Genomic DNA, 25,587 nt, shown 5'->3' with positions numbered 1-25,587 from the left:
CTGCACGGGGCGCAAGTCAACAAAGCGAGGGAGGGCGCGGAGCGCGGAACAAGAGGGCGGCCCGGCGGCGGCGTGTCCCGCCCAGTACGGTGGGGTCATGGCACGGGCGCGGCTGGAACCCGACGAGGCGCCTCGCGCCCGTCTCTCGGACGGCACGATCGCCCGCGTCGTTCCCGCGCGCTTCGCCGGCGGTCTCGAGCTCATCGTCGACGGCACGCCGCAGTCCCACGTCGACCTCGACGATCCGACTCACCTCCACTTCGAGTACGTCGCGCGCATGGGCGCCGTCATCGACCAGCTGCGGATGCCGCGCCAGCCGCTCACCGCCGTGCACCTCGGCGCGGGGGCGCTCACGCTCCCGCGTTACATCGAGGCGACGCGGCGCGGGTCGCGCCAGCAGGTCATCGAGCTCGAACCTGCCCTCTGGGACCTCGTGCGCGAGCACATGCCGCTCCCCCGCCCAGCGCCGATCCGCGTGCGCATCGGCGACGCCCGCGCAGGACTCGGGCGCCTGCCCGCCGCGCTCACCGGCAACGTCGATCTGCTCGTTTCCGACGTCTACTCGGGGGCGCAGACCCCCGCGCACCTCACGACCGTCGAGTTCTACCGCGAAGCGGCGGCGCTGCTCGCTCCCGACGGCGTCCTGCTGGTCAATGTCGCCGACGGCGCGGGGCTCGCCTTCGCCCGGCGTCAGGTCGCGACCGTGCGCGACGTGCTCGAACACGTCGCCGTGCTGGCCGAGGTGCAGACGCTGAAGGGCCGGCGCTTCGGCAACCTGGTCGTGGCGGCGTCGGCGACGCCCCTTCCCACCGAGTGGCTGCCGCGCCTCATGGCAGCCGGCCCGCACCCCGCCAAGGTGGCGCAGGGCGCCGAGATCGACGAGTTCGTGCGCGGAGCGGCGATCGTGACGGATGCCGCCGCCTCGCCGTCGCCGAAGCCCGCGGCATCCGTTTTCGATCGCTGACGAGGCACCGGATGCTGCACCCCGGCGTGCCGGGCCGACGACCGCGCGGTGCCGGGGCAGACTAGGGGCATCGTGCGCGGAGGGAGTCGTCGTGAGCTATATCAAGGGTTACGACCCGGAGACTCTGCGGGAGATCGTCGATCCGCACGAGTGCGCCGAGCGTCTCGACGAGATCGGCGAGCAGCGCAGTCTGCCGGCACTCCTCGAGCGCGTGTGGCTGCTCAAGGTGCTGGGCCGCACCGAGGATTCGCTCGTGCTGTCGGAGCAGTCCGTGCGCGTGGCGCGCATGGCGGGCACGCGCAAGGACCTGCTGCGGGCGCGCATCCTGCACGCATCCGTCGTGCAGGTGCGGGGGGCGTATGCCGCCGCCGAGCAGGAACTGACGATGTGCGCCGACGAGGCCGAGGGCCAGGGTTGGTCGAGCATCGCAGCATTCGCCTATCAGCACCGCGGACGGACGAACTACGAGGCGGGCGATTTCGAGGCCGCGCGCGTCGATTTCAAGCGCGCGCTGTTCCTGCGCCAGGAGTCCGGTGCGACCGACGCGCAGCTCGAGTCGGCGCTGCTGGCCGTCGACGCCGCTGACCGACGCCGTGCGGCCGCCCTCACCGGGTGAGTGTCGTAGGTCTGTTCTAACGTTTCGGCATGTCGGAACTGCATCGCGTGAGGCGATGGGCCGAGGCGCTCATCGTGACCCATCTGGATTCGTCGTGGACGTTCGCGTTCGATAACGCCAAGCGCCGAGCGGGCCTGTGCGACTACCGCCGCAAACGGATCAGCATGTCGCGCTACCTCACCGCCCGCTACGACGATGACGACAATCATCAGACACTGCTGCACGAGGTCGCCCACGCGTTGGCCGGTCCGGCGGCGGGGCACGGGCGCGAGTGGCTGCGCGTCGCCCGCGACCTCGGCTATGTCGGGGGCACGACGCATCGCGGTGAGACGGCGACCGATCTCGCTCCGTGGGTCGGCCGTTGCCCTGCCGGCCATCTCGCCTACCGGCACCGTCGTCCCGCGAGAGCGATGTCGTGCGCGACGTGCGCGCCGCGTTTCGACGAGCGCAACCTCTTCTCGTGGACGCGTCGCGAGATCACGGCGGCGGCGCGCCTCGCCGCCATGACGCCGCGCTGAGCGTTCAGGCCGCGATGAAGACGCCGTCGACCAGGGTCGGCACGACGGAGACGACATCGACCGCCGCGGCGTCGAGCACGACGTCGCGCGCGCCGCCGTCGAGCAGGGCCTGACCCGATCCGCTCGCCGTGAGCAGGTGACGGGTGGCTCGGCGCAATCCGTGAAACCCCTCGGCCGCGACGGCCGCCTCGGGTGAGGTGTGGTCGATGCCGAGCTTCGTGAGCGCGTCGATGACGGCTCCGGCACCGAGCAGGTCCTCGACGGCGAAGCGCGGTGCGCCGTCTCGGTCACGCTGGCCCACCGCGAGGACGGCGATGCTCGTGCGGCCCCCGCGACGGGTCTGCTCGTCGAGCACGGCGCGCGCCGTGGCTGAGGCGTTGCGCAGGCATCCGAGCAGCACGACGGCTCCCACTCGGGCAGCGGCCCGCAAGACCGCGGTCGCTTCGTCGTCGCTCGCGGCGTCGGGATCGGATGCGGCGCCGCCGGCGTCGGACGCGGTGCCACCGTCGTCGCTCGCGGCGTCGGGATCGGACGCGGCACCGTCGACGTCGGACGCGGCACCGTCAGGGGACGCGGCGTCGGCCGCAACCGCCCCACCACCCGCCGCGATGCCGTCGCCGGCGGCCGCCGCGAGTTCGTTCGTCACGCGCGTCGACAGCCCGAGCACATCGACGACCACGACGACATCGGCGGGTGCGAGACGGGCGAGCCCCTCCACGCCCCACTCGAGCCGGACTTGGTAGCGGTGCTGGTCGAACGGTGACGGCATCCCTCGATGCTAGAGCCGGTGCGACACTGGAGCATGCGCATCCTGCTGAAGCTCGAGATCGATTGCGACCCGGATGCCGCGTGGCGTGCCCTGCACTCGCCACGCGCTGTCGCCGAACTCTACGGACCGTTCCTCGGACTTGAACCGATGGCTCCGGGCGGGCTGCCGACGAGCCTGACCCCCGGAGACGACATCCCCGTCGAGCTGACGGCGCTCGGCGGCATCCCGATGGGGCAGCAGCTCATCCACGTGAGCGAGCGCACCGTCGCCGAGCCTGCCGGCCCGGTGCGGATCTTCCGTGACAGCGGCATCCCGCTGACCGGGCCGCTTTCGAGCCTCGACGTGTGGGATCACCAGATGGCGGTCTCGCCGATTCCCGGGCGACCGGACCGCACGCTGTGGCGCGACCGCCTCGTGATCGGCGGCCCGACCGCCGCCGCCCTCTGGCCCGTGCTCTGGGCGACGTGGCAGTGGCGCGGTGCGCGGATCCGCGCCCTCGCCCCCACCTGGGCGCACGACCCCGCCGACTGACCCGGCGCCCCAACCACCGGCCGCCCCACGCCCACCCATACCGATCCCGTCGAACCCGACGTCGCCGCCGTCCGGTTCGACGCGATTCGTGCGGTTCGCCGCCCGGGCGACCGCGCCCCGCCACCCTGACCCGGCGTCCCCGACCCGGCCCCCCGACCCAGCGCCCCCGACCCGGCGCCCCCGGCCACCAACCACTGGCCGCCCCACGCCCAGCCGTACCGATCCCGCCGACCCCGACGTCGCCGCCGTCCGGTTCGACGCGATTCGTACGGTTCACCGCCCGGGCAACAGGACCACCGGCCGCCCCACGCCAGCACCGCACGGACGGGGCCGCGGGGCGGCATCCGGTCTCGGCGCCTACTCGGCGAGCGCTTCGACGGGGGCGACGCGCGTTGCGATGCGCGTCGGCACGACGGCCGCGACGAGGGTGAGCACCGCCGTCGCGACGACGATCGCGACGATGGGCCACAACGGCACGACGGGCAGCACGAAGGTCGGCGAGAGCCACAGCGGCGGCACGCGCACGGCTCCGAGCAGCGACTGGGCCCCGGCCCAGCCGTAGGCGATGCCGAGCACGAGGCCGAGCGCCGTCGAGGCGATCGTGATGTGCGCGGCCTCGAGCAGCACCATGCGCCGCACCTGGCCGTTGGAGACCCCGAGCGAGCGCAGCAGCCCCAGCTCGCGACGCCGCTGCACGACGCCGAGCGTGAGCAGATTGACCAGTCCGACGGCAGCGATGACCGCGGACACGGCGACCAGGCCCATCATGACCGCCGAGAACAGGTCGATCACGAGGGCGAACTCGGGATCGGGGATGCCGCCCCCCGAGGCGGTGACGACCGCTTTGGCCGTTTCCAGCGCGACGGCGAACATCGTCACGAGTGTGACTCCCATGACGACGCCGATCGCCATGCGGCTCGAACGTTCCGGGTGGCGCAGAGCGTTCTCGGCGGCGAGGCGTGCCGTCGCCGAGCGGCCGAAGGCGCGTCCGACGAGCCGCAGCACGGGCGGCATCACGACCGTCGCCCCGAGGGCGAGTCCGGTGAACGAGAGCACTCCGCCCGCGAAAGCGACGATGACGCCGAGGGGCGAGACGAGCCCCGCGAGGATTCCAACCGCGAGCAGCGCCGCGCCGATGCTCAGCAGCACGACGGCCACGACGTTGCGCCGCGTGCGACTGGCCACGTCGGCGTGCGAGACCTCGACCGAGCTGCCGAGCGCCTGCAGCGGCGTGACCGCCAGGACGCGGCGCGATCCCACCCACGCCGACGCCCATGTCGTGAGCACGACGATCACGGCCGGCGCCAGCAGGTCGGGGCGCACGAGTGTGAAGTCGAGTCCCTTCAGTCCGAGCGCGGTCTCGGCCAGGAGCACGCCGGCCGCCGACAGACCGGTTCCCAGCACCAGCCCGATGAGGGCTCCGACGGCGCCGACGACGAGGCCATGACGCGCGACCTCGGCGCGCTGCGAGCGGGCCGAGGCGCCGATGAGACGCAGGAGCGCGATGCGCCTCGTGCGTCCGGCGATGACGGTCGCGAACGTGTTCGCCGTCACGATCGAGGCGACATAGACGGCGAGACCGAGCAGCAGCCCCGTGAGGATGGAGACGACGATCGCGAGCGTCTCGCTGTCGCCGATGTACGGGTCGGCCCGCAGCATCGCGCCGATGAAGGTCGTCGCCGTGAGCAGCACGACACCGAAGGCGGTGGAGATCCCCGCCACGAGGATGCTGGCACCCATGCCCCGCTCACGCAGGTACCCGAGAGGCGCCGCGCGGGTCGCTGCGACCTCGGGGCGCGGCATCCGATCGATCGCCGTGGCGCTCACGACGAGACCTCGGCGCCGAGCTCGGTCGCGAGCATGTACGCGGCGATCTCTTCGGCGCTCTGGCGGGGCTTGTCGGCGACGATGCGGCCGTCGCCGAGGAACAGCACCCGATCGGCGTGGCTCGCCGCGACCGGGTCGTGCGTGACCATCGCGATCGACTGGCCGTGCTCGCGCGTCGCGGCGGCGAGCAGGCGGAGCACGTCCCGTCCGCTGCGCGAGTCGAGATTCCCGGTCGGCTCGTCGGCGAAGACGAGGTCGGGCGCCGTCGCGAGTGCCCGGGCGATCGCGACGCGCTGCTGCTGACCGCCGGACAGCTCGTGCGGGCGGTGACGCAGCCTGGCGGCGAGACCGAGAGAGTCGACGAGCCCGTCGATGCGCGCGCGTTCGAGCACCGTCGGGCGCCGGCCGTCCAGGTCGAACGGCAGCATGATGTTGGCCAGGGCGTCGAGGGTCGGCACGAGGTTGAAGGACTGGAAGACGAAGCCGACGCGGCGACGGCGCAGGATCGTCAGTTCGAGGTCGGACAGACCCGTGATGTCGGTGTCGCCGATCCAGGCCCGACCGCTCGTGGGCGCGTCGAGGCCGGCCATGATGTGCATGAGCGTGGATTTGCCCGAGCCGGACGGGCCCATGATCGCGGTGAACTCGCCGCGGCGGATGCCGACGCTGACACCGTCCAGTGCGCGGACGGTGCCGGCCCCGGTGCCGTAGGTCTTCGTGAGGTGCTGCACCCGGGCGGCGAGCCCGAGATCGGTCGATGTCAGTTCCATGCTTCGACGGTACGAACCGGGCGAGGTCCACCGCGTCGGTCTGTCGGGGCATCCGTCTACATCTCGAGGATGATCCTCTTCCGCGCGACGCCGGCTGGTCGTAGTCTCTGCTTCGTCAGCGCGAAGGAGCGATCATGGCCGCGACACCCCTCCCCTCCCGCGGAGCCGTCTCCCCGGAACCGAAGACCTGCGACGCGAGTGGCATGGCCGAGATCCACCGCATGTTCCTGGCGGGCTTCCGCGAAGGGCCGTCGCTCGTGCGCGGGGTGCGGACCGGGAACACGGCGCACGCCGAGGTCGTCGCGACGCAGCTCGATCTTCTCTCGAGCGCTTTGCACGCCCACCACGACGGTGAGGACGAGAGGCTGTGGGGTGCTCTCGTCGAGCGCTCCCCCGCCTGCGCCGTCCACGTCGAACGTATGAAGCAGCATCACGCCGCGATGCTCGCCGAGCTGACGGCGATGGATGCTGCGCTGCCCGCGTGGCGCGCCTCCGCGACCTCCGCCACGGCCGCACCGCTGCTCGCGGCGCTCGACGGGATCAACGGGGCTCTGGCGATCCATCTGCCCGACGAGGAGCAGAACATCGTGCCCGTCATGGAGCGCACCATCACCCAGAAGGAGGTCGAGTGGTTCTCGGAGCACGGGCGCGCCTCGACGCCGAAGGGGCAGACGTGGAACGCGCTCGGCGCGATCGTCTCATCCCAGCCCGACGGCGGCGATGCATGGCTGCGCAAGAACCTGCCGGCCCCGGTGCGGGTGATGTGGCGGTGGGTGGGCAAGCCCCGCTACGAGCGCACGCGCGCGGCGCTCGAGGGGCGCTGACGCGCGCCCTCCCACGGGGGCGCGTGTCAGGTGAGCCCGTGCTCGAAAGCGAAGACGACGAGCTGCACGCGGTCGCGCAGGCCCAGCTTCGCGAGGATACGGCTGATGTGCGTCTTGACCGTCGCTTCGGAGAGGTATTCGCGCCCGGCGATCTCGGCGTTGGACAGTCCGCGCGCCGCGAGCGCGAAGATCTCACGCTCGCGCTCGGTGAGCGTCTCGAACGCGGCAGGGACGCTCAATGCCTTCGGCTGCGAGAAATGCGCGAAGAGGTCGCGGGTGGCGGATGCCGCGATGACAGCCGATCCGGCGTGCACGGTGCGGATCGCGGCGAGGAGGAACTCCGGCTCGGCGTCCTTCAGCAGGAAGCCGCTGGCCCCCTGCCGGATCGCGCGCGCCGCGGCCTCGTCGAGGTCGAACGTCGTGAGCATGACGATGCGCGGCGGGTCCGGATCGGCGAGCAGCTCGGCGGTCGCCGTGAGACCGTCCATGACGGGCATGCGGATGTCCATGAGCACGACATCGGGGCGGGTCGCCCGCACGACGTCGATGGCTTCGCGACCGTCGGATGCTTCGCCCACGACCTCGAGGTCGGCCTGCGATGCCACCAGCATCCGGATGCCGGCGCGGAACAGCGCCTGGTCATCCACGAGCACGACACGGATCATCGAGAACCCTCCTGACGGATCGGCAAGGTGGCGGTCACGACGAATTCGGCCCCGTGCGGCGCAGCGTCGAACCGCCCGCCGATGAGGTGCGCACGCTCCCCCATGCCGATGAGCCCGTGGCCGGTCCCGGCGGGTCGCTCCCCCGGCTTCAGCGGGTTGCGCACGGCGAGGTCGACGCGGTCGGGATGCCACGCGAGCCCGACCGAGACCACCCCGGCGCCATGCCGCAGCGCGTTCGTGAGCGCCTCCTGCAGGATGCGGTACACCGCGAGCTGCACGGCGGCCGGCGGCTCGCCCGGCGGCACGGGATCGACGGCGACGCGCAGCTCGACGCCCGCCGCACGCACCTGCGCGTACAGCTGCTCCAGGTCCGCGAGGGTGGGCTGCGGGCCGACGCTCTGGCTGTGACGCAGCTGTGTGAGCAGCATCCGCACGTCGGACAGTGCGGAGCGCGCCGTCGTCGAGATCGTGCCGAGCGCGGTCGTCGCGGCGGAGGGGTCGGCGGCCGCGGCGTAGCGGGCGCCGTCCGCCTGCGCGATGACGACGGCGAGCGAATGCGCGACGACGTCGTGCATGTCGCGTGCGATGCGGACGCGCTCCTGCTCGACCACGGCCTCGGCCTCGGCCCGCTTCTGCGCTTCGCGGTTCGCCCGCGCGCGGCGCGCCGAGCGCGCGAGAGCTCCGATCGTCCAGGCGAGGCCGAGGGCGAACGCGGCGGCGATGAGGATCGCGAGCGCGAGGGGGATCGTCTGCCACGTGATCGCCCCGCCCACGACGAGAGGCCCCGCCAGCAGGTACACCGTGATGACGACCGCACCGACGAACGCGGACGCGAGCCCGATCCAGTACACGCGGTTCGACCCGTACGCGGCCGCGGCGAACAGCACGACGAACACCGCGAGGTCGGCGAAGGTCGGTGGGCGGCCGAGCGTCATCTGGATGACGGCCGCGAGCCAGGCGATCGCGAGGGCGAGGCCCGGAGCGAGCCGGCTCAGCGCGGCGGCGACGGTGAACGGCACGACGAAGGCGAGCGCGCCGAGGACGTCGCCCGAGGGGTACAGCTCTGTGCCGGCCGCCGTGGCGAGCTCGATCGGAAGCGCCACCGCGAAGAAGACCAGCGCCGCCGTCGCGTCGACGACGATCTGGTAGGGCTTCAGGCGACGGAACACGGCTTTCACGCTACGGGAGAGCGCGAGCCGCGGCATCCGTCTGGCGATGTATCCCACGCGACACCCCTCTCCCGTCGACTTGCGCCTCGTGCGCGCGACGCGCCGCGTGTCGCGCGCACAGAGCGCAAGTCGACGGATGGGGCTCACCGCGGGCGGCGCACGGCGCAGCGCGCAGGGCGCGAAGGTCCACGGCGCACGGCGCAGGGCGCAGGGCGCGAAGGTCCACGGCGCAGGGCGCGAAGGTCCACGGCGCACGGCGCTGCCGCTCCCCTTCGTCGACTTGCGCCTTGTGCGCGCGACGCGCCGCGTGTCGCGCGCACAGAGCGCAAGTCGACGGATGGGGGCGCCGGTGAGGGCGGCGTCCTCGCGATGGATCCCGCGAAAGCCCTTGCCCGGGCGCCTGCGGCAGGCTTGACTGTCCCGACACAGGAGCCGTGACTGAACGGAGACACGATGACGACGGTACGCGCGGCGATCTCGCAGACGACCTGGACGGGCGACAAGGAATCGATGCTCGACAAGCACGAGGGCTTCGCACGGGATGCCGCTGCGCAGGGTGCGCAGGTGATCTGCTTCCAGGAGTTGTTCTACGGTCCGTATTTCGGCATCACGCAGGACCAGAAGTACTACCGCTACGCGGAGCCCGCCGACGGCCCGATCGTGCAGCGGTTCGCCGCCCTCGCGAAAGAGCTCGGGCTGGTGTCGGTGCTGCCGATCTACGAAGAGGCCCAGACGGGCGTCTACTACAACACGTCGGTCATCGTCGATGCCGACGGCGAGGTGCTCGGGATCTATCGCAAGCACCACCTACCGCACCTCGAGAAGTTCTGGGAGAAGTTCTACTTCCGCCCCGGCAACCTCGGCTACCCCGTCTTCGAAACCGCGGTCGGCCGTGTCGGCATGTACATCTGCTACGACCGGCACTTCCCCGAGGGATGGCGCGAACTCGGCCTGAACGGCGCGCACATGGTGTTCAACCCCAACGCCACCAAGCCCGGGCTGTCGAACCGGCTGTGGGAGGTCGAGGGCCCGTGCGCCGCGGTCGCCAACGGCTACTTCGTCCTGCAGCCCAACCGCGTGGGCCGCGAAGACAACGAGTACGGCGACGAAGCGGTCACCTTCTACGGCACCAGCCAGATCATCGACCCGCGCGGTGACTTCGTCGGCGAGCGAGGATCGAGCGAGCACGAGGAGCTGCTCGTGCGCGATCTCGACATGGACATGGTCCAGCAGATGCGCGACGACTGGCAGTTCTATCGCGATCGCCGCCCCGACTCCTACACGGGGATCGCGAAGCCATGACCACGACACTCATCACCGGCGGCACGGTCGTCTCGGCGACAGGGCGAACGCAGGCCGACGTGCTCATCGACGGCGAGACGATCGCGGCCGTGCTCGCGCCGGGCTCGCAGCTGCTCGGCACCGATGTCGCAGCATCCGTCGAGCGGGTCATCGACGCGACCGGCAAGTACGTCATCCCGGGCGGGATCGACGCGCACACCCACATGCAGCTGCCGTTCGGCGGCACGAACGCGAGCGACACGTTCGAGACGGGGACGCGCGCGGCGGCGTGGGGCGGCACGACGAGCATCATCGACTTCGCGGTGCAGCGCTACGGCGAGCGCGTGCAGGACGGCCTCGCGCACTGGCACGAACTCGCGGCGGGCAATTGCGCCGTGGATTACGGCTTCCACCAGATCGTCGGCGGCGTCGACGAGGACTCCCTGCGGGCGATGCGCGGCCTCGTCGATGAGGGCATCTCGAGCTTCAAGCTCTTCATGGCGTATCCGGGTGTCTTCTACTCCGACGATGCGCAGGTGCTGCGGGCGATGCAGGTGAGTCGCGACACGGGTCTGCTCACGATGATGCACGCCGAGAACGGGCCCGCGATCGACGTGCTCGCGGCGCAGCTCGTCGAGCGCGGCGAGACCGACCCGTACTTCCACGGCATCGCTCGAGCGTGGCAGATGGAGGAAGAGGCCACGCACCGTGCCATCATGCTCGCGAACCTCACGGGCGCGCCGCTGTACGTCGTGCACGTGAGCGCGAAACAGGCCGTCGAACAGCTCGCGGCGGCACGGGACAAGGGTTGGAACGTGTTCGGCGAGACCTGTCCGCAGTACCTCTACCTGTCTCTCGAAGAGCAGCTCGGCGCATCGAGCGAGCGGTGGGGCGCATTCGAGGGGGCGAAGTGGGTCTGCTCGACGCCGCTGCGCTCCCGCGAAGAGGGACACCAGGACCACATGTGGCAGGCGCTGCGCACGAACGACCTGCAGATGGTCTCGACCGACCACTGCCCGTTCTGCATGAAGGACCAGAAGGAGCTCGGGCTCGGCGACTTCCGCGCCATCCCGAACGGGATCGGCTCGATCGAACACCGCATGGACCTCATGTACCAGGGCGTCGTGACGGGCCGGATCACGCTCGAGCGGTGGGTCGAGCTCACCTCGACGACACCCGCGCGCATGTTCGGGCTGTACGGGCGCAAGGGCGTCATCCAGCCGGGCGCCGACGGCGACGTCGTCATCTACGACCCGAACGGGCACACGAGCATCGGGATGCCGGTGGACGAGAACGGCAACCCGACGGGCCGGACCCACCACATGAACATGGACCATTCGGCGTGGGAGGGGTTCGAGATCGACGGACACGTCGACACGGTGCTCTCCCGCGGTCGGGTCATCGTCGACGGCGGGGAGTATCTCGGCGCGAAGGGCGACGGCCGGTTCCTCAAGCGCGGCTTGTCGCAGTACCTGGTGTGACGTGGACTTCGGCGTCGTTCTGCAGACCAATCCGCCCGCCGCGCGCACCGTGCAGCTGGCGAAGCTCGCCGAGTCGCACGGCTTCAGCCACGTGTGGACCTTCGACTCGCACCTGCTGTGGCAGGAGCCGTACGTCATCCACTCGGCGATCCTCGCCGAGACCCATCGCGTCACGGTCGGGCCGTTCGTCACCAATCCCGCGACGCGCGACTGGACCGTGACGGCATCCGTCTTCGCGACCCTCAACGAGATGTACGGCAACCGCACCGTGTGCGGGATCGGGCGCGGTGACTCCGCCGTCCGTGTCACGGGCGGCAAGCCCACGACGCTGGCGGAGCTGCGCGAGGCCGTGCACGTCATCCGCGAGCTCGGCAATTCGCGCTCCGTCGAGCACAACGGCGCGACGCTGCAGTTCCCGTGGAGCCGCGGGTCGAGCCTGGATGTCTGGGTCGCGGCCTACGGTCCGATGGCCCTCAAGCTCACCGGCGAAGTGGGCGACGGGTTCATCCTGCAGCTGGCCGACCTCGACATCGCCGAGTGGATGATCACGACGGTGAAGGATGCCGCGGCCGCAGCGGGCCGCGACCCCGACGCGCTCGCGATCTGCGTCGCCGCGCCCATGTACATCGGCGACGACGTCGCCCACATGCGCGATCAGTGCCGCTGGTTCGGCGGGATGGTCGGCAACCACGTCGCCGACATCGTCGCGAAGTACGGCCACCACGGCGCGGTTCCCGAGGCCCTCACGTCGTACATCGCGGGGCGCAAGGGATACGACTACAACACGCACGGCAAGTCCGACAACGATCACGTCGACTTCGTGCCCGACGAGATCGTCGACCGCTTCTGCATCCTCGGTACGGCCGACGAGCACATCGCCAAGCTGAAGCGGCTGCAAGAGCTCGGGGTCACGCAGTTCGCCGGCTACCTGCAGCACGACAGCAAGGAGGAGACGCTCCGCGTCTACGGCGAGACCGTCATCCCCGCACTCACGGCGCACGCCCCCGCGAAGCGCTGACTCCGGGTGCGCGGGAGCGCCACCCGGGGCGCTCCCGCGCCGCGCTGACCGCGAGACTGCAGACGACCGCCGAGACTGCGGGGTTCACCCGCAGTCTCGGCCCCCCGTTGCAGTCTCGCGGGTAACGGGGTGCGCGCTGAGGCGGGCGCGGGCTCCCCCGGGTCCGCGCGAGGGGTTAGCGTGGGACGGTGAGCGGAGCGGTGCGGCGCGGAATGAGGCACGGCGCCTGGGGCGCAGCGATCGCGCTCGCCGTCGGGCTCGTCGCGAGCGGATGCACGGCCGGCGGCGAAGGGCCGGCACCGGTCCGCGCGCTCGAGAGCGGCGACCCGGTCGAGCTCGCACCCGTGACGCTCCAGCTGCCCGACACGGGCACGACCCGGTACGCGGGATACCTCGTCGCCGCCGAGCGCGGCTACTACGAGGACGAAGGCCTCGACGTCGAGATCATCGTGTCCGACGACGAGACGCCTCCGTCCGATGAGGGACTCGAGCCGGCGTCCGGCTTCACCGTCGCCGATCTGGACTGGGCCGTCGCGCCCGCCGACGCCGAGACGGATGCCGGTGCCGATGCCACCGACGCGACCCCCGACGCCGCCGAACCCGACGTCGATGCGGATGCGGATGCGGAGGCGGACGCCGATCCGACGGCGGCCGCCGGTTTCGTCGCCATCGCCCATATCTTCGCCGACCCCACGGCATCGCCGCCGTGGTCCGACGCCGTCTGGGCCGACGCGGAGCGGCTCGAGACCGACGAGGCCTATGCCGATGTCGCGGCGCGCTTCCTCGCGGCGACCGCCAAGGGGTGGGTCTTCGCGCGGGATGCCCCCGACGAGACGTCCGAGATCGTCCTCGCCGCCCGTCCCCTCGACGAGTCCGCGAGCCGGGTGCCGACGATGCGCGAGGTCAACGCGCTCATCTGGCCGGCCGTGGCGGGCTTCGGGATCATCGACGACGCGGCCTGGCAGGTCGCGGTCGCCGCTGCCCTCACGGCGGCCGGGGGTCCCCGTCGCCTGCTCGATGGGGATGCTCCGGCCGTGCCCTACACGAACGAGTACATCGAACGCGGACTCGACGCCCTCGAGCGGGACCGCATCGACATCACGGGCGAACGCGTCGCGGGGGCCCGGCAGCCGGATTGAGGCTGCGCGGATGACGACGTTCCGTCTCGGTTCGGCCCCCGTCTGCCGCGCTCTCACTTGACCTCGGGTCGCGGGACGACGAACGTAGCCGAGGAGACCCCGCTGACTGGAGGAACCATGACGGACGATCTGGATGCCGAGACGACCCGACTCGACCGGGCCCACGTGTTCCATTCGTGGTCTGCACAGGGCGCACTGTCACTGCCGGTCATCGCGGGCGGTGAAGGGACGAGGGTGTGGGATCACGCCGGCAACCGCCTGCTCGACTTCTCGAGCCAGCTCGTCAACGTCAACATCGGCCACCAGCATCCGGCCGTCGTCGCCGCGATCCAGGAGCAGGCCGCCCTGCTCGCCACGATCGGCCCCGCGACGGCGAACCTCACGCGAGCGCGAGCTGCCGAGCGCATCGCCGAGAAGGCGCCCGAGGGGATGAACAAGGTCTTCTTCACCAACGGCGGCGCCGACGCCGTCGAGAACGCGATCCGAATGGCACGCCTGCACACGGGCCGCGACACCGTGCTCTCGACCTACCGGTCGTACCACGGCAACACCGGCGCGGCGATCGTCGCGACGGGCGACTGGCGGCGGATGCCGAACCAGTACGCCCGCGGGCACGTGCACTTCTTCGGGCCCTTCCTGTATCGCACCGAGTTCTGGGCGACGACGCCGGAGGAGGAATCCGAGCGCGCCCTGCACCATCTGGAGCGCGTCATCGAGTCCGAGGGTCCGCAGACGATCGCGGCGATCCTGCTCGAGTCGATCCCCGGCACGGCGGGGATCATGCCTCCGCCCCCGGGCTATCTCGCCGGCGTACGCGCACTGGCCGATAAACACGGCATCGTCCTCATCCTCGACGAGGTGATGGCCGGGTTCGGCCGCACCGGCAACTGGTTCGCGTTCGAGGGGCACGGCGGCGAGCCCGACCTCATCACCTTCGCGAAGGGCGTCAACTCGGGCTACGTTCCCGTCGGCGGCGTCATCATCTCGGATGCGATCGCGGCGACCTTCGACGAGCGCGTCTTCCCCGGTGGACTGACGTATTCGGGGCACCCACTGGCCGCGGCATCCATCATCGCGTCGATCGATGCGATGCAGAGCGAGGGCATCGTCGAGAACGCGCGCCGCATCGGGGAGGAGGCGATCGGGCCCGGGCTCGCTCAGCTCGCCGAGGATCACCCGCTCATCGGCGAGGTGCGCGGCGAAGGCGTCTTCTGGGCGCTGGACATGGTCGGCGACCGCGCGACCCGCGAACCGGTCGGCGCCGATGTCATCGCGCGACTCAAGAAGGAGCTCATGGCTCGGGGCCTGCTGCCCTTCACAGCGGAGAACCGCATTCACGTCGTGCCGCCGTGCGTCGTCACCGCCGACGAGGTGGCCGAGGCCATGTCGATCTACGACGAGGCGCTCACGAGCGTCGAAGCCGACCTCGGCTGAGCGCAGCCCCTTATCTCGAAGAAGAGCATCCACGGAGGGAACACCATGACCGCGAACACGATCCTCGACCACTGGGTCGGCGGCGGCGCCTGGACGGGCGCCGGCACCCGCACCGGAGACGTCTACAACCCTGCGCTCGGGACCGTGCAGAAGTCGGTGCGCTTCGCGACCGCCGATGACGTCGCCGCGGCGGTCGACGTGGCTTCGGATGCCGCGCGCTCCTGGCGCGACGCATCGATCGCCAAGCGCCAGACGGTCATGTTCGCCTTCCGTGAGCTGCTCAATGCGCGCAAGCAGGAACTCGCCGAGATCCTCACCGCCGAGCACGGCAAAGTGCTCTCGGATGCCCTCGGCGAGATCGCGCGCGGCATGGAGGTCGTCGAGTTCGCGTGCGGGCTCGGGCACCTGACGAAGGGCGCCTACTCGGAGAACGTCTCGACGAGCATCGACGTGTACACGCTGCGCCAGCCGCTCGGCGTCGTCGGCATCATTAGCCCCTTCAACTTTCCGGCGATGGTGCCGCTGTGGTTCTTCTCCATCGCGATCGCGGCGGGCAACGCCGTCGTGCTGAAGCCCAGCGAGAAGGACCCGAGCGCGGCCAACTGGCTCGCCGAGCTCTTCACCGAGGCGGGTCTTCCCGACGGTGTGCTCAATGTCGTGCACGGCGACAAGGAAGCCGTCGACGCGCTCCTGGCGAACCCCGGTGTGAGTGCCGTCTCGTTCGTGGGATCGACGCCGATCGCGAAGTACGTCTACGAGACCGCGACGGCGGCCGGCAAGCGCGTGCAGGCCTTCGGCGGAGCGAAGAACCACATGCTCGTGCTGCCCGACGCCGACCTCGACCTCGCCGCCGATGCCGCCGTGAACGCCGGATTCGGCTCCGCGGGCGAGCGCTGCATGGCCATCTCGGTCGTGCTCGCCGTCGACTCGGTCGCCGATGTGCTCGCCGCGAAGGTCGCCGAGCGCATGCGCACGCTGCGCACGGGTGACGGCATGCGCGGGTGCGACATGGGCCCGCTCATCACGAAGGTGCATCGCGACAAGGTCGCGTCGTACATCGATGTCGCGGCATCCGACGGAGCCGACGTCCTCGTCGACGGCCGGGATGTCGAGGTCGATGGCGACGCCGACGGCTTCTGGCTCGGACCGACCCTCATCGACCGTGTTCCCACCTCGTCGACGGTCTACACCGACGAGATCTTCGGGCCGGTGCTGTCGATCGTGCGCGTGGAGGGCTATGAACAGGGCCTGTCGATCATCAACGGCAGCCCGTACGCGAACGGCACGGCGATCTTCACGAACGACGGCGGTGCCGCGCGGCGCTTCCAGCGCGAGGCGACGGTCGGGATGATCGGCGTCAACGTGCCGATCCCCGTGCCCGTCGCGTACCACTCGTTCGGAGGGTGGAAGGCATCGCTGTTCGGCGACGCGAAAGCGTACGGGCCCCACGGGTTCGACTTCTTCACGGCCGAGAAGGCCATCACATCGCGCTGGCTCGACCCGTCGCACGGCGGCCTCAACCTGGGCTTCCCCCAGCACGACTGATACGGGCCGGGCCGCCGTCGCCCACCCCCTCTTCGCCGAACCCGACCTTTCCCGTCGAACCCGACCACCACGACGTCCGGTTCGGCAGGAAAGGTTCGGCTCGACCCGTCGCACGGCGGCCTCAACCTGGGCTTCCCCGGGCGCGACCGATACCGGCCGGGCCGCCGTCACGCACCCCCTCTTCGCCGAACCCGACCTTTCCCGTCGAACCCGACCACCACGACGTCCGGTTCGGCAGGAAGGGTCCGGCTCGACCCGTCGCACGGCGGCCTCAACCTGGACTTCCCCAGCACGACCGAGACGGGCCGGGCCGGGCCTCCGTCGCCCCCTCCCCGCCCGAACCCGACCTTTCCCGTCGAACCCGACCACCACGACGTCCGGTTCGGCAGAAAAGGGGTCTGTCAGGTAAACGGTGGATCTGATCTGGCGCATGGTTAGTTGATTCGGCCTTCGAACGTGATCGCGAACGCGTTCAGCGCCGGCTTCCACCTCGTCACCCAGCGTGCCCGGCCGCGCCCTGTCGGGTCAAGCGACCGGGTCACGAGGTAGAGGCACTTCAGCGCGGCGGCGTCGTTCGGGAAGTGCCCGCGGGCTCTCACCGCCCTCCGGTAGCGGGCGTTGAGGGACTCGATCGCGTTCGTTGAACAGATGATGCGTCTGATCTCGACGTCGTAGTCCAGGAACGGGATGAACTCCGGCCACGCGTTCTCCCAGAGCTGCCGGATCGCGGGGTACTTCGTGCACCATTTCTCCGCGAACTCCTCGAACCTCGCCCTCGACGCCGGCTCGGACGGCGCCGTGTACACGGGCCTGACGTCGCGGGCGAGCTCGTCCCAGTGCGCGCGGGACGCGTACTTGAACGTGTTCCGGATCAGGTGGATGATGCACGTCTGCACGGTCGCGAGCGGCCATGCCGTGGTGATCGATTCCGGCAGCCCCTTGAGCCCGTCGCAGACGACGATGCAGACGTCTTCGACGCCCCGGTTTTTGATCTCGGTGAGCACACCGAGCCAGAACTTCGCGCCCTCGCCGCCGTCGCCGGCCCAGATGCCGAGGATGTCGCGTTCCCCGGCAGTGGTGACGCCGACAGCGACATAGAACGGCTTGTTGCGGACCTGCCCGTCACGGACCTTCACCACGATCGCGTCGATGAACACCACCGGGTAGACGCGATCCAACGGACGGTTGGACCACTCCGTCATCTCCTCGATCACCTTGTCAGTGATCTTCGAGATCGTATCCTTCGACACCGACGCACCATAGACGTCGTCGAAGTGCGCCGCGACCTCACCGGTCGTCAGCCCACGCGCTGTCAGCGACAGGACGATCTCGTCGATCCCGTCCAACCTGCGTTGCCGCTTGCGGACGATCTTCGGCTGGAACGACCCGTCCCGATCCCGCGGCACCTCGATCAGCACCGCGCCGACCTCGGTGAGCACCGTCTTGGACCGCGTCCCGTTCCGGGCATTCTCACCCGTGCTGGGCTGGTGCTTGTCATACCCGAGGTGCTCGGTCATCTCCGCCTCAAGCGCGGTCTCCAACACCGTCTTCGTCAGACTCCCGAGCAACCCGCCCGGGCCGACCAGGCTGACGCCCTGCTCCTTCGCCTGCGCGAGCAACTGCTCCGCGATCTGCTGCTGATCGATGATCTCTCCCGTCACAGGATCGATCATCTCGATGACATCGGTCATCGCCCTTCCTTTCGGTCAGGCCAGACCAGATCCACCGTTATTCGGACAGTCCCCAGAAAAGGTTCGGCTCGACGAGCGAAAGGCCCCGAAGGGCAGGCGAGGCTGGATCAGGCGTGCGCGATGGGACGGTTCTCGTAGAACGTCTGCAGCACGACGGTCGTGCGCGTGCTGACGGATGCTGCGAGCCGGATGTCGCGGATGAGCGACTCGAGGTCGCGCGGGGTCGCGACCCGCACGAACAGCATGTACGCCGCTTCACCGGCGACAGAGTGGCACGCCTCGATCTCGCTGAGATGCTCGAGCAGCTCGGGCGCATTGTCGGGTTGCCCCGGGTCGAGGGGCGTGATCTCGATGAACGCCGACAGCGACTTTCCGACCGCCTCGGGATCGAGCAGCGCGCGGTAGCCGACGATGACGCCGCGCTGTTCGAGTCGGCGCAGCCGCGCTTGCACCGCCGACACCGACAGCCCCACGGCGTGGGATATCTGGGCGAGAGTGGCGCGCGCATCGAGCGAGACCGCTTCGATGATGCGGAGGTCGACAGCATCTTCCATACATGGAAGAATACCGGCAGTAGAGCCCATTCGCCGGAATTGTTCCGGCATCCGCAGCCAGGAGCGATCGGAGGCATCCATGTCTATGACCCAGCACGCCCGTACCACGCAGGTCGTCGTCGGTGAGCCAGAGGTCGTCGAGGACGCTTCGACACGCTCGGCGACCGGGGTGGGCGCAGCGACCGGGACGGGCGCAGCGGACGGCGTCGAAACCACGACCGCGTGGCTTCGCCTGAAGGATGCCGCGATCGCCCTGCAGGCAGTCCAGGCGAAAGACGGGTCGGTCCCCGCGGCATCCGACCATGCCGACGCCCGTGTCGCCGTCGCAACGATCGTCGAGTCCATCCGCGAGCTCGCGCCGCGGTTCCCGCACGACGCCGACTACCTCGAGGCCAGCGTGCGCGACTTCGAGCGCTGGGCCGGAACCGACTTCGGCGTGCCCGACTTCTACGACTCGCTCGTGGCGTTCCAGCCGCAGCAGCACCGGGTCGACGGCATCCGTCATCTCGTCGTCTTCCCGATGTATACGCAGAACGGGTCGCCGAACCGCTTCGTCGAGGCGCTCATCGTGCAGGCGATCTGGCCGGAGTTCATCGCGCAGCTCGAGACGGAGTACACCAACCGACTCTTCGTCTCGCTGCGGCTGATCGACTTCACGCCCGGCTACGACACGAACTCGGCCGTGCTCTTTCCCGAGACCGTGGCCATGCGCGAGATCCCGACGTTCACGTGGGGGGCGATCTTCCAGGATCGCGAGGCGGCGCGGTATCGGCGCGTCGTGCGCGCGGCATCCGAGATCACCAAGCTCGAGCTGCCCGCGGACGCGGCGCGCATGCTCGATGACCAGGATCTCGCCGAGAAGACGTTCGTGATGTGGGACCTCATCCACGACCGCACGCACATGCGCGGCGACCTGCCGTTCGACCCCTTCATGATCAAGCAGCGGATGCCGTACTTCCTCTACTCGCTCGAGGAGCTGAGGTGCGACCTCACGGCGTTCCGCGAGAGCGTCGAGATCGAGAAGCGGCTGAGCGCCCTTCGACAGGCTCAGGGACCGGAAGCACACGCTCAGGGGCCGGAGGCACACGCTGAGGGGTCGGGAGCTCTGACCGAGGCTGAGGCCGAGATGCTCGAGCATGCTCGGCTCGTGCAGTACGCCGTCATCTTCGACCGGATCTTCCGGTTCGCGATCACCGGTTCGCGCGTGCGCAACTACGACGGGCTGGGCGGGCAGCTGCTCTTCGCGTGGCTGCACCAGCGCGGCGTGCTGCACTGGACCGACACGGCGCTCGCGTTCGACTGGGACGACGTGCCCGCCGCCGTCGTCGCGCTCGGCGATGCGATCGACGAGCTGTATTGGCGTTCGATCGACCGTCCGAAGACGGCGCACTGGCTCGCAGCGTACGACCTCGTGCGCAGCACGCTGACGCCCAACCCCGCATCGCAGTGGGCACGGGGCTTGCCGGACGACATCCTCGCCGGGCCCCCGAAGGGATACACCGACGCCGTGATGGACGACGAGTTCCCGCTGTCGATGTTCTTCGAGGCCCTCGAGAAGAAGATGCGGCCCGTCATCGAATCGACGACGGGCATCCGGGCGGGCGATGAGTGACGCGGGGGTGCACGGACGCCTCGTCCTGATCGCCGGCGCGACCAGCGACGCCGGCGCCGCGATGACGCGAGCGCTGGCGGCGGCCGGCGCCCGCGTCATCGCGGTGGGACGGGATGCGGAGAAGCTGGCGACCCTTCGACAAGCTCAGGGACCGCGACAAGCTCAGGGACCGCGACAAGCTCAGGGGCCGGGGGATGCCGCGACCCTTCGACAAGCTCAGGGACCGGGGCAGGCTCAGGGACCGGGGGCGGTGCGGACCGAGGTGTGCGACCTCACCGACGAAGCCGCCGTCGCGGCGCTCGCCGAGCGCGTGCACGACACGGACGGGCCGGTCGACGGCATCGCGCATCTCGTCGGCGGATGGCGCGGGGGCGGGGGCCTGGCGGGGCAGTCCGACGCCGACTACCGGTTCCTCGAACGATCGTTCACGGCGCTGCGCCGCGTCTCGCGCGCGTTCGACGCCGACCTGCGCGCATCCGAGGCGGGACGCCTCGCGATCGTCTCGTCGACCGCGGTCGCCCGACCCCTCGCCGGCGGCGCCAACTATGCGGCGGTGAAAGCCGCGAGCGAGGCGTGGGCGCGCGCCGTCGCGCAGGGCTTCGCGAAGGCGGCGCGCGAGGCGGACGAGCCCTTGCGGGCGGCATCCGTCATCTTCCGCGTGAAGAGCCTGTCCGGCCTCGAAGAAGCGCTCGCGCAGCGATTCACGGACCTGTGGATGACCGACGCCGCCGAGACGAACGACACGATCGTCGATCTCACCGACCCGGCGCTCTGAACCGGCCTCGCGGCTGCGCCGAACTAGATTGGATCCTCGTGACCACGCTGCATGATCCCACCGTCCGCGGATTCGCCTCCGACAACTACTCCGGCATCCATCCCGAGGTGCTCGCGGCGATCGCCGCGGCGAACGACGGGCACCAGGTGGCCTACGGCGAAGACGTCTACACCGAGCGCCTGCAGGCCGTCATGGCGCAGCACTTCGGCGAGGGCGTCGAGGCGTTCCCCGTGTTCAACGGCACCGGCGCGAACGTCGTCGGCCTGCAGTCGATGCTGCCCCGCTGGGGCGCGGTCATCGCGGCGGGCACGGCGCACATCAACGTCGACGAGGGCGGTGCCCCCGAGCGGGTCGCCGGCATCAAGCTGCTCACGGTCCCGACCGACGACGGCAAGCTGACCCCCGACCTCATCGACCGTGAGGCGTGGGGCTGGGGCGACGAGCACCGCGCGCAGCCGCTCGTCGTCTCGATCACGCAGTCGACCGAACTCGGCACGCTGTACACCGTCGACGAGATCCGCGCGATCACCGAGCACGCCCACGCGCTGGGCATGCGCGTGCACCTGGATGGGGCGCGCATCTCGAACGCCGCCGCCTCGCTCGGCGCACCCCTGCGCGCCTTCACGCGCGACGCCGGCGTCGACGTGCTGAGCTTCGGGGGCACGAAGAACGGGGCGATGCTCGGCGAAGCCGTCGTCGTGCTCGATCCCGCGGCATCCACAGGTCTCACCTACCTGCGCAAGCTCGACATGCAGCTCGCGTCGAAGATGCGGTTCGTCTCGGCGCAGCTGATCGCGCTGCTGGACGGCGACCTGTGGCTGCGCAACGCGTCGCACTCGAACGCCATGGCGCAGCGCCTGCGCGCGGGCGTCGAGGCGGGACTCGCCGACGGTTCGATCCGCGGCGTCGCGTTCACGCAGCCCACGCAGGCCAACGGCGTCTTCGCGACGCTGCCCGCCGGCGTCGCCGACCGCCTCCGCGAGACATTCCGCTTCTACGACTGGAGCGCCGTCACGGGAGCCGACGGAAAGCCCACGGGTGAGACCGAGGTGCGCTGGATGTGCTCGTTCGACACGACCGAGGCCGACATCGACGCTTTCGTCGCCGCGATCGCACACGAGACGGCGGCAACGGGTGCCAAGCTCGTCACCGACGGCGGCGTCACGGCGGGCTGACCCGCGACGTCAGGCCGGGGCCGCCGTTCAGCGCAGCGCCCCGACGCTCGCCAGCGCCAGGCGGATGAGCGTGCCCCTGCCGCCCTCCATCTCGGCGGCGAGACTGTCCGATGCTGCTTCTTCAGGCGGCATCCACGTCACTTCGAGCGCATCCTGACGCGGTTCGCACGTGCCCGTGACGGGCACGACGAACGCGAGCGACACGGCGTGCTGCCGGTCGTCGTGGTACGGGCTCACGCCCGGGATCGGAAAATACTCGGCGACCGTGAACGGTGTCGGCTGCGGCGGCAGGAGGGGGAACGCCATGGGGCCGAGGTCGTCTTCGAGATGCCGGAAGAGGGCGTCGCGCACCGTTTCGCCGTAGCGCACCCGGCCCGACACGATCGTGCGCTTGATCTCGCCGAGCGGCGTCGCCCGCAGCAGGATGCCGACGTCGATGACCTGCCCCATGCCGTCGACACGCACCGGGATGCCCTCGACATAGAGCATCGGAAGGCGGCGGCGGGACTCGGCGAGTTCGACATCGGAGAGCCAACCCGGGTTCGACACGGCGCCCTGAGAGGAGCCGAACGGCTCGTCGCCTGCCGGTTCGGGGTCGGGGGTGCGCACGGACATGCTTTCTGTATACCTCACGATCACTGGAAAGATGGGCGCATGGCTGAGTTCCCCGCACTCGAGACGCCGGCATTGGATTCCGCGGTCGTGCAGTGGTCGGTTCCGCCCGGCGAGCGCGCCGGTCGTCCGCTGCTCGTGCTGCTGCATGGCTACGGGGCCGATGAGCGCGACCTGTTCGGGCTCGCGGCCTACCTCCCCGACGAGTACGTCATCGCCGCCGTGCGCGCGCCGCTCGCCCCGCCGTGGCCCTCGCCGGGCTATTCGTGGTACCCGATCGAGGGTCTCGACAACCGCGATCCGCGGCGCGTCACCGAGGCGGCATCCCGGTTCATCGAGTGGGTGGATGCCGCGGCCCAGACCGAGACCGTCGGGTTGCTCGGGTTCTCGCAGGGCGCCGCGATCGCCGTGCAGGCGATGCGGCTCGACCCCGCGCGGTTCGCCTTCGCCGTCGCGCTGAGCGGCTACGTCTCCCCCGGCGAACTGCCCCGCGACGAAGAGCTCGCCGAACAGCGACCGCCCGTCTTCTGGGGGCGCGGCACGCACGACGAGGTCATCCCGGAGCCGCTCGTCCTGCACACGACCCAGTGGCTGCCCGACCATGTCGAGCTGAGCGGCCGCGTCTACCCCGGCCTCGCGCACGGGGTGTCCGAGGACGAGATCGCCGACGTGCGGGCATTCCTCGACAAGCAGCTCGAGTCGGGCGACGCGTGACGAGCCTGACGGCGCACATCTCGCGGTCGGCGCTGGCCGGGAATGCGGCATCCGCTCTCGCGGACGGCGACGGCGTCGCCGACCTGCGCCGCGACGCGTGGGGGCACGGGCTGCCCCTCGTCGCCGAGGTGCTCGCGGCGGCGGGCGTGCGTGCGGCGGTCGTCGACGAGGCCGATCGCGCCGCCCTGACCGCGGCCGGGCTCACGGCGGTGGCCGAGCCGACGATCGACGGCGCCCTGCTGTTCGGGCTGCCCGGGTCGGGCGGCATGCCCGTGCTGCGGCTGTCGGCCCGCGTGCTCTCGATCAAGTCGCTGCGCCGCGGCGAGGGCGTCTCGTACGGGTACACCCACCGAGCGGCGAGCGACACGCGCGTCGCGCTCGTCGACGGCGGATACGGGCAGGGACTCCCCCGCGCGATCGGCAACGCGGTGTCGGTCGAGATCGGCGGCCGCCTGCACCCTCTCGTCGGCCGCATCGCGATGGACGTGTGCGTCGTCGATATCGGCGACAGCGCCGTCGGCGTCGGCGACGAGGTCGTGTACTTCGGCGGCTCCCCATCACCGCGAGACTGCAACGGCGCGCCGAGACAGCGGGCTGACCCCGCAGTCTCGGCCTCCCCCTGCAGTCTCGCGGTCAATGGTGGGGTGGCGGGGTGGGCGGCGGCGTCGGGGCTGAGCGCGGCCGAGATCGTCTGCGGCATCGGGCTGCACACCACACGGGTGGATGCCGCATGAGCGGCGCCGTCCTGCGGGTGGACCTCGCCCGGATCCGGGCGAACCTCGACACGCTGCGCGCCCGTGTCGCCCCGGCCGACGTCATGTTCGTCGTGAAGGACGACGCGTACGGGCACGGCGTGGATGCCGTCGTCCGGACCGCCACCGCGGCCGGGATCGACTGGTTCGGCTCGTTCAGCATCGCGACGGGCGTCCGTGTGCGCGCGGCCGCCCCCACTGCGCGCATCTTCGCGTGGGCGACGTCATCCGCCGCCGAGGTCGATGAGGCGATCGATGCGCGACTCGAGCTGGGGGTCGGCGACGCCGGGTATCTCGACCTCGTCGCGACGCGGGCGGCGGGGCGCGGCATCCGGGTGCACCTGAAGATCGACACGGGACTGCACCGCAACGGCGTGCGCCCTGAGGACTGGCCGGCTTTCGTCGCGCGCGCGGCCGCGCTCGAGGCGGGCGGCGACATCGTCGTGACGGGCATCTGGAGCCACATCGCCGAAGCCAGCGACGCCGACGACGACCGCGCCCGCGCGGAGTTCGAGCGCGCCGTCGACCTCGCCCGCGCGGCCGGCCTCACCCCCGGCGTGCGGCACCTCGCGGCGAGCGCCGCGGGTCACGCACGGCCCGAGTTCCGCAACGACCTCGTGCGCTTCGGGGCGTTCGGCTACGGTGTGCGCTCGGCCGACGGCCCCGCGCTGCCGGGCATCGTGCCCGCCGCGGCGCTCGTCGCCCCCGTCGTGCGCCTCGACGGCGACACCGTCGTGGTCGGGCTCGGCGCGCTCGACGGCCTGCCGTCGACGCTCGGCGGTCGCGTCTCGGTGGGCACTCCGGCCGGTGCGCGCGCGCTGCGTCGCGTCGACCTCGCCGAGAGCGCCGTAGAGGCGTGGCCCGACGCGCAGGTCGGCGACGAGGTCACGTTCTTCGGTCCCGGGACGCACGGCGAATCCGACCCGACGACGCTCGGCGAGGCGATCGACACGGTCGGCGAAGAGCTCCTCGTGCGCGTCTCTCCGCTCGTGCCCCGCGAGTACTCGGGCTGAGCCTCGTGGACGCCGGGGTGCGGCATCCGGTATCGTGTCGTGCGCTCCTGTCCCGAGTGTGAGGAAGTCCGTTGAAGAGAATCGACGCGCCCGCGCTGTAATCGCGCCGCATCCGTCGTCCTTCGACGCAGCCACGGC

At 70.7% G+C, this 25,587-nt stretch carries 25 protein-coding genes; 17 read left to right on the top strand and 8 right to left on the bottom strand.

The window, feature by feature from the left end:
* The first annotated feature begins 97 nt into the window (after positions 1 to 97).
* The 3 genes from ACWICD_RS00430 to ACWICD_RS00420 all read left to right on the top strand — a co-directional run bounded on the left by ACWICD_RS00430 (position 98) and on the right by ACWICD_RS00420 (position 2,098).
* Positions 98 to 964 carry a spermidine synthase gene (locus tag ACWICD_RS00430; RefSeq protein WP_376130865.1) on the top strand — a complete coding sequence of 289 codons (867 nt, stop codon included), beginning with the start codon at positions 98 to 100 and terminating at the stop codon, positions 962 to 964.
* Between the two features lie 91 nt (positions 965 to 1,055).
* Positions 1,056 to 1,580, top strand: a complete 525-nt coding sequence (locus ACWICD_RS00425; RefSeq protein WP_376130867.1) for a hypothetical protein — start codon at positions 1,056 to 1,058, stop codon at positions 1,578 to 1,580.
* A 29-nt stretch (positions 1,581 to 1,609) separates the two neighbouring features.
* Positions 1,610 to 2,098, top strand: coding sequence for a SprT-like domain-containing protein (locus ACWICD_RS00420; RefSeq protein WP_376130870.1), 489 nt, complete (start codon positions 1,610 to 1,612; stop codon positions 2,096 to 2,098).
* 4 nt (positions 2,099 to 2,102) lie between these two features.
* Here the strand turns inward: ACWICD_RS00420 and ACWICD_RS00415 are convergent, their stop codons facing one another.
* Positions 2,103 to 2,867 (bottom strand): 2-phosphosulfolactate phosphatase, encoded by a 765-nt coding sequence (locus tag ACWICD_RS00415; RefSeq protein WP_454138972.1) that lies wholly within the window; start codon positions 2,865 to 2,867, stop codon positions 2,103 to 2,105.
* 33 nt (positions 2,868 to 2,900) lie between these two features.
* Between ACWICD_RS00415 and ACWICD_RS00410 the strand changes: the two genes are divergently transcribed.
* Positions 2,901 to 3,398 carry a hypothetical protein gene (locus ACWICD_RS00410; protein ID WP_376130876.1) on the top strand — a complete coding sequence of 166 codons (498 nt, stop codon included), beginning with the start codon at positions 2,901 to 2,903 and terminating at the stop codon, positions 3,396 to 3,398.
* 357 nt (positions 3,399 to 3,755) lie between these two features.
* On the opposite strand, the gene ACWICD_RS00405 is transcribed toward ACWICD_RS00410, so the two are convergent.
* Positions 3,756 to 5,225: an ABC transporter permease gene (locus ACWICD_RS00405; RefSeq protein WP_376130878.1), complete on the bottom strand. Its 1,470-nt coding sequence runs from the start codon at positions 5,223 to 5,225 to the stop codon at positions 3,756 to 3,758.
* Positions 5,222 to 5,995, bottom strand: a complete 774-nt coding sequence (locus ACWICD_RS00400; RefSeq protein ID WP_454138971.1) for an ABC transporter ATP-binding protein — start codon at positions 5,993 to 5,995, stop codon at positions 5,222 to 5,224. Before ACWICD_RS00400 ends, ACWICD_RS00405 begins: the two co-directional genes overlap by 4 nt.
* Positions 5,996 to 6,129: 134 nt before the next feature.
* On the opposite strand from ACWICD_RS00400, the gene ACWICD_RS00395 reads away from it, so the two are divergent.
* Positions 6,130 to 6,819, top strand: a complete 690-nt coding sequence (locus ACWICD_RS00395) for a hemerythrin domain-containing protein (RefSeq protein ID WP_454138970.1) — start codon at positions 6,130 to 6,132, stop codon at positions 6,817 to 6,819.
* 26 nt (positions 6,820 to 6,845) lie between these two features.
* Here the strand turns inward: ACWICD_RS00395 and ACWICD_RS00390 are convergent, their stop codons facing one another.
* Both ACWICD_RS00390 and ACWICD_RS00385 read right to left on the bottom strand, forming a co-directional pair.
* A complete protein-coding gene (locus ACWICD_RS00390) occupies positions 6,846 to 7,484 on the bottom strand; it encodes a response regulator (protein ID WP_454138969.1) in 639 nt (212 codons plus the stop codon).
* Positions 7,481 to 8,653, bottom strand: coding sequence for a sensor histidine kinase (locus ACWICD_RS00385; RefSeq protein WP_454138968.1), 1,173 nt, complete (start codon positions 8,651 to 8,653; stop codon positions 7,481 to 7,483). The genes ACWICD_RS00390 and ACWICD_RS00385 overlap by 4 nt, the downstream gene beginning before the upstream one ends.
* Before the next feature lie 453 nt (positions 8,654 to 9,106).
* Here ACWICD_RS00385 and ACWICD_RS00380 point away from each other — a divergent pair, with 453 nt between their 5' ends.
* The 6 genes from ACWICD_RS00380 (at position 9,107) to ACWICD_RS00355 (ending at position 16,551) form a co-directional block, all read left to right on the top strand.
* Positions 9,107 to 9,955, top strand: coding sequence for a nitrilase-related carbon-nitrogen hydrolase (locus ACWICD_RS00380; protein WP_376131496.1), 849 nt, complete (start codon positions 9,107 to 9,109; stop codon positions 9,953 to 9,955).
* Positions 9,952 to 11,415, top strand: coding sequence for a dihydropyrimidinase (hydA, locus tag ACWICD_RS00375; RefSeq protein ID WP_376131499.1), 1,464 nt, complete (start codon positions 9,952 to 9,954; stop codon positions 11,413 to 11,415). The genes ACWICD_RS00380 and hydA overlap by 4 nt, the downstream gene beginning before the upstream one ends.
* 1 nt (position 11,416) lies before the next feature.
* A complete protein-coding gene (locus tag ACWICD_RS00370) occupies positions 11,417 to 12,433 on the top strand; it encodes a TIGR03842 family LLM class F420-dependent oxidoreductase (RefSeq protein ID WP_454138967.1) in 1,017 nt (338 codons plus the stop codon).
* A 188-nt stretch (positions 12,434 to 12,621) separates the two neighbouring features.
* Positions 12,622 to 13,572 carry an ABC transporter substrate-binding protein gene (locus ACWICD_RS00365; RefSeq protein WP_454138966.1) on the top strand — a complete coding sequence of 317 codons (951 nt, stop codon included), beginning with the start codon at positions 12,622 to 12,624 and terminating at the stop codon, positions 13,570 to 13,572.
* Positions 13,573 to 13,689: 117 nt separating this feature from the next.
* Complete coding sequence (locus tag ACWICD_RS00360) at positions 13,690 to 15,006, top strand: aminotransferase class III-fold pyridoxal phosphate-dependent enzyme (protein ID WP_454138965.1); 1,317 nt, start codon at positions 13,690 to 13,692, stop codon at positions 15,004 to 15,006.
* A gap of 45 nt (positions 15,007 to 15,051) precedes the next feature.
* Positions 15,052 to 16,551, top strand: a complete 1,500-nt coding sequence (locus tag ACWICD_RS00355) for a CoA-acylating methylmalonate-semialdehyde dehydrogenase (protein WP_454138964.1) — start codon at positions 15,052 to 15,054, stop codon at positions 16,549 to 16,551.
* A gap of 434 nt (positions 16,552 to 16,985) precedes the next feature.
* Here ACWICD_RS00355 and ACWICD_RS00350 read toward each other — a convergent pair whose 3' ends face one another.
* Positions 16,986 to 18,224, bottom strand: a complete 1,239-nt coding sequence (locus ACWICD_RS00350; protein ID WP_454139226.1) for an IS256 family transposase — start codon at positions 18,222 to 18,224, stop codon at positions 16,986 to 16,988.
* 125 nt (positions 18,225 to 18,349) lie between these two features.
* The gene (locus tag ACWICD_RS00345; RefSeq protein ID WP_376131455.1) at positions 18,350 to 18,796 is read right to left on the bottom strand and encodes an Lrp/AsnC family transcriptional regulator; all 447 of its coding nucleotides are present in this window, start codon (positions 18,794 to 18,796) and stop codon (positions 18,350 to 18,352) included.
* A gap of 79 nt (positions 18,797 to 18,875) precedes the next feature.
* On the opposite strand from ACWICD_RS00345, the gene ACWICD_RS00340 reads away from it, so the two are divergent.
* Genes ACWICD_RS00340 through ACWICD_RS00330 form a run of 3 tightly spaced genes read left to right on the top strand, consistent with a single transcriptional unit; the run spans position 18,876 to position 22,358 of the window.
* The gene (locus ACWICD_RS00340; protein ID WP_454138963.1) at positions 18,876 to 20,408 is read left to right on the top strand and encodes a DUF6421 family protein; all 1,533 of its coding nucleotides are present in this window, start codon (positions 18,876 to 18,878) and stop codon (positions 20,406 to 20,408) included.
* Positions 20,401 to 21,183 carry an SDR family NAD(P)-dependent oxidoreductase gene (locus ACWICD_RS00335; RefSeq protein WP_454138962.1) on the top strand — a complete coding sequence of 261 codons (783 nt, stop codon included), beginning with the start codon at positions 20,401 to 20,403 and terminating at the stop codon, positions 21,181 to 21,183. The genes ACWICD_RS00340 and ACWICD_RS00335 overlap by 8 nt, the downstream gene beginning before the upstream one ends.
* A gap of 38 nt (positions 21,184 to 21,221) precedes the next feature.
* Positions 21,222 to 22,358 (top strand): threonine aldolase family protein, encoded by a 1,137-nt coding sequence (locus ACWICD_RS00330; protein ID WP_454138961.1) that lies wholly within the window; start codon positions 21,222 to 21,224, stop codon positions 22,356 to 22,358.
* Positions 22,359 to 22,385: 27 nt separating this feature from the next.
* Here ACWICD_RS00330 and ACWICD_RS00325 read toward each other — a convergent pair whose 3' ends face one another.
* Positions 22,386 to 22,973 carry an NUDIX hydrolase family protein gene (locus ACWICD_RS00325; RefSeq protein WP_376130895.1) on the bottom strand — a complete coding sequence of 196 codons (588 nt, stop codon included), beginning with the start codon at positions 22,971 to 22,973 and terminating at the stop codon, positions 22,386 to 22,388.
* Between the two features lie 39 nt (positions 22,974 to 23,012).
* Here ACWICD_RS00325 and ACWICD_RS00320 point away from each other — a divergent pair, with 39 nt between their 5' ends.
* From ACWICD_RS00320 to ACWICD_RS00310, 3 genes are read left to right on the top strand one after another with little or no spacing between them, the layout of a single operon-like run.
* The gene (locus ACWICD_RS00320) at positions 23,013 to 23,684 is read left to right on the top strand and encodes an alpha/beta hydrolase (RefSeq protein WP_454138960.1); all 672 of its coding nucleotides are present in this window, start codon (positions 23,013 to 23,015) and stop codon (positions 23,682 to 23,684) included.
* The gene (locus tag ACWICD_RS00315; protein WP_454138959.1) at positions 23,681 to 24,418 is read left to right on the top strand and encodes an alanine racemase; all 738 of its coding nucleotides are present in this window, start codon (positions 23,681 to 23,683) and stop codon (positions 24,416 to 24,418) included. Before ACWICD_RS00320 ends, ACWICD_RS00315 begins: the two co-directional genes overlap by 4 nt.
* Positions 24,415 to 25,449: an alanine racemase gene (locus tag ACWICD_RS00310; RefSeq protein ID WP_454138958.1), complete on the top strand. Its 1,035-nt coding sequence runs from the start codon at positions 24,415 to 24,417 to the stop codon at positions 25,447 to 25,449. Before ACWICD_RS00315 ends, ACWICD_RS00310 begins: the two co-directional genes overlap by 4 nt.
* Positions 25,450 to 25,587 lie beyond the last annotated feature (138 nt).

It is taken from the genome of Microbacterium sp. NPDC055357, assembly GCF_053644835.1.
The sequence above is the reverse complement of the archived record's forward strand: the minus strand, read 5'-3'. Positions and strand labels throughout refer to the sequence as shown.

Excerpts from the sequence above, each read along its gene's own strand:
- ACWICD_RS00390 (WP_454138969.1), bottom strand. The coding sequence starts at position 7,484 with ATGATCCGTGTCGTGCTCGTGGATGACCAGGCGCTGTTCCGCGCCGGC.
- ACWICD_RS00320 (WP_454138960.1), top strand. The coding sequence starts at position 23,013 with ATGGCTGAGTTCCCCGCACTCGAGACGCCGGCATTGGATTCCGCGGTC.
- ACWICD_RS00335 (WP_454138962.1), top strand. The coding sequence starts at position 20,401 with ATGAGTGACGCGGGGGTGCACGGACGCCTCGTCCTGATCGCCGGCGCG.
- ACWICD_RS00350 (WP_454139226.1), bottom strand. The coding sequence starts at position 18,224 with ATGATCGATCCTGTGACGGGAGAGATCATCGATCAGCAGCAGATCGCG.
- ACWICD_RS00430 (WP_376130865.1), top strand. The coding sequence starts at position 98 with ATGGCACGGGCGCGGCTGGAACCCGACGAGGCGCCTCGCGCCCGTCTC.
- ACWICD_RS00310 (WP_454138958.1), top strand. The coding sequence starts at position 24,415 with ATGAGCGGCGCCGTCCTGCGGGTGGACCTCGCCCGGATCCGGGCGAAC.
- ACWICD_RS00360 (WP_454138965.1), top strand. The coding sequence starts at position 13,690 with ATGACGGACGATCTGGATGCCGAGACGACCCGACTCGACCGGGCCCAC.
- ACWICD_RS00420 (WP_376130870.1), top strand. The coding sequence starts at position 1,610 with ATGTCGGAACTGCATCGCGTGAGGCGATGGGCCGAGGCGCTCATCGTG.
- ACWICD_RS00340 (WP_454138963.1), top strand. The coding sequence starts at position 18,876 with ATGTCTATGACCCAGCACGCCCGTACCACGCAGGTCGTCGTCGGTGAG.
- ACWICD_RS00380 (WP_376131496.1), top strand. The coding sequence starts at position 9,107 with ATGACGACGGTACGCGCGGCGATCTCGCAGACGACCTGGACGGGCGAC.
- ACWICD_RS00345 (WP_376131455.1), bottom strand. The coding sequence starts at position 18,796 with ATGGAAGATGCTGTCGACCTCCGCATCATCGAAGCGGTCTCGCTCGAT.
- hydA (WP_376131499.1), top strand. The coding sequence starts at position 9,952 with ATGACCACGACACTCATCACCGGCGGCACGGTCGTCTCGGCGACAGGG.
- ACWICD_RS00415 (WP_454138972.1), bottom strand. The coding sequence starts at position 2,867 with ATGCCGTCACCGTTCGACCAGCACCGCTACCAAGTCCGGCTCGAGTGG.
- ACWICD_RS00395 (WP_454138970.1), top strand. The coding sequence starts at position 6,130 with ATGGCCGCGACACCCCTCCCCTCCCGCGGAGCCGTCTCCCCGGAACCG.
- ACWICD_RS00355 (WP_454138964.1), top strand. The coding sequence starts at position 15,052 with ATGACCGCGAACACGATCCTCGACCACTGGGTCGGCGGCGGCGCCTGG.
- ACWICD_RS00325 (WP_376130895.1), bottom strand. The coding sequence starts at position 22,973 with ATGTCCGTGCGCACCCCCGACCCCGAACCGGCAGGCGACGAGCCGTTC.
- ACWICD_RS00400 (WP_454138971.1), bottom strand. The coding sequence starts at position 5,995 with ATGGAACTGACATCGACCGATCTCGGGCTCGCCGCCCGGGTGCAGCAC.
- ACWICD_RS00410 (WP_376130876.1), top strand. The coding sequence starts at position 2,901 with ATGCGCATCCTGCTGAAGCTCGAGATCGATTGCGACCCGGATGCCGCG.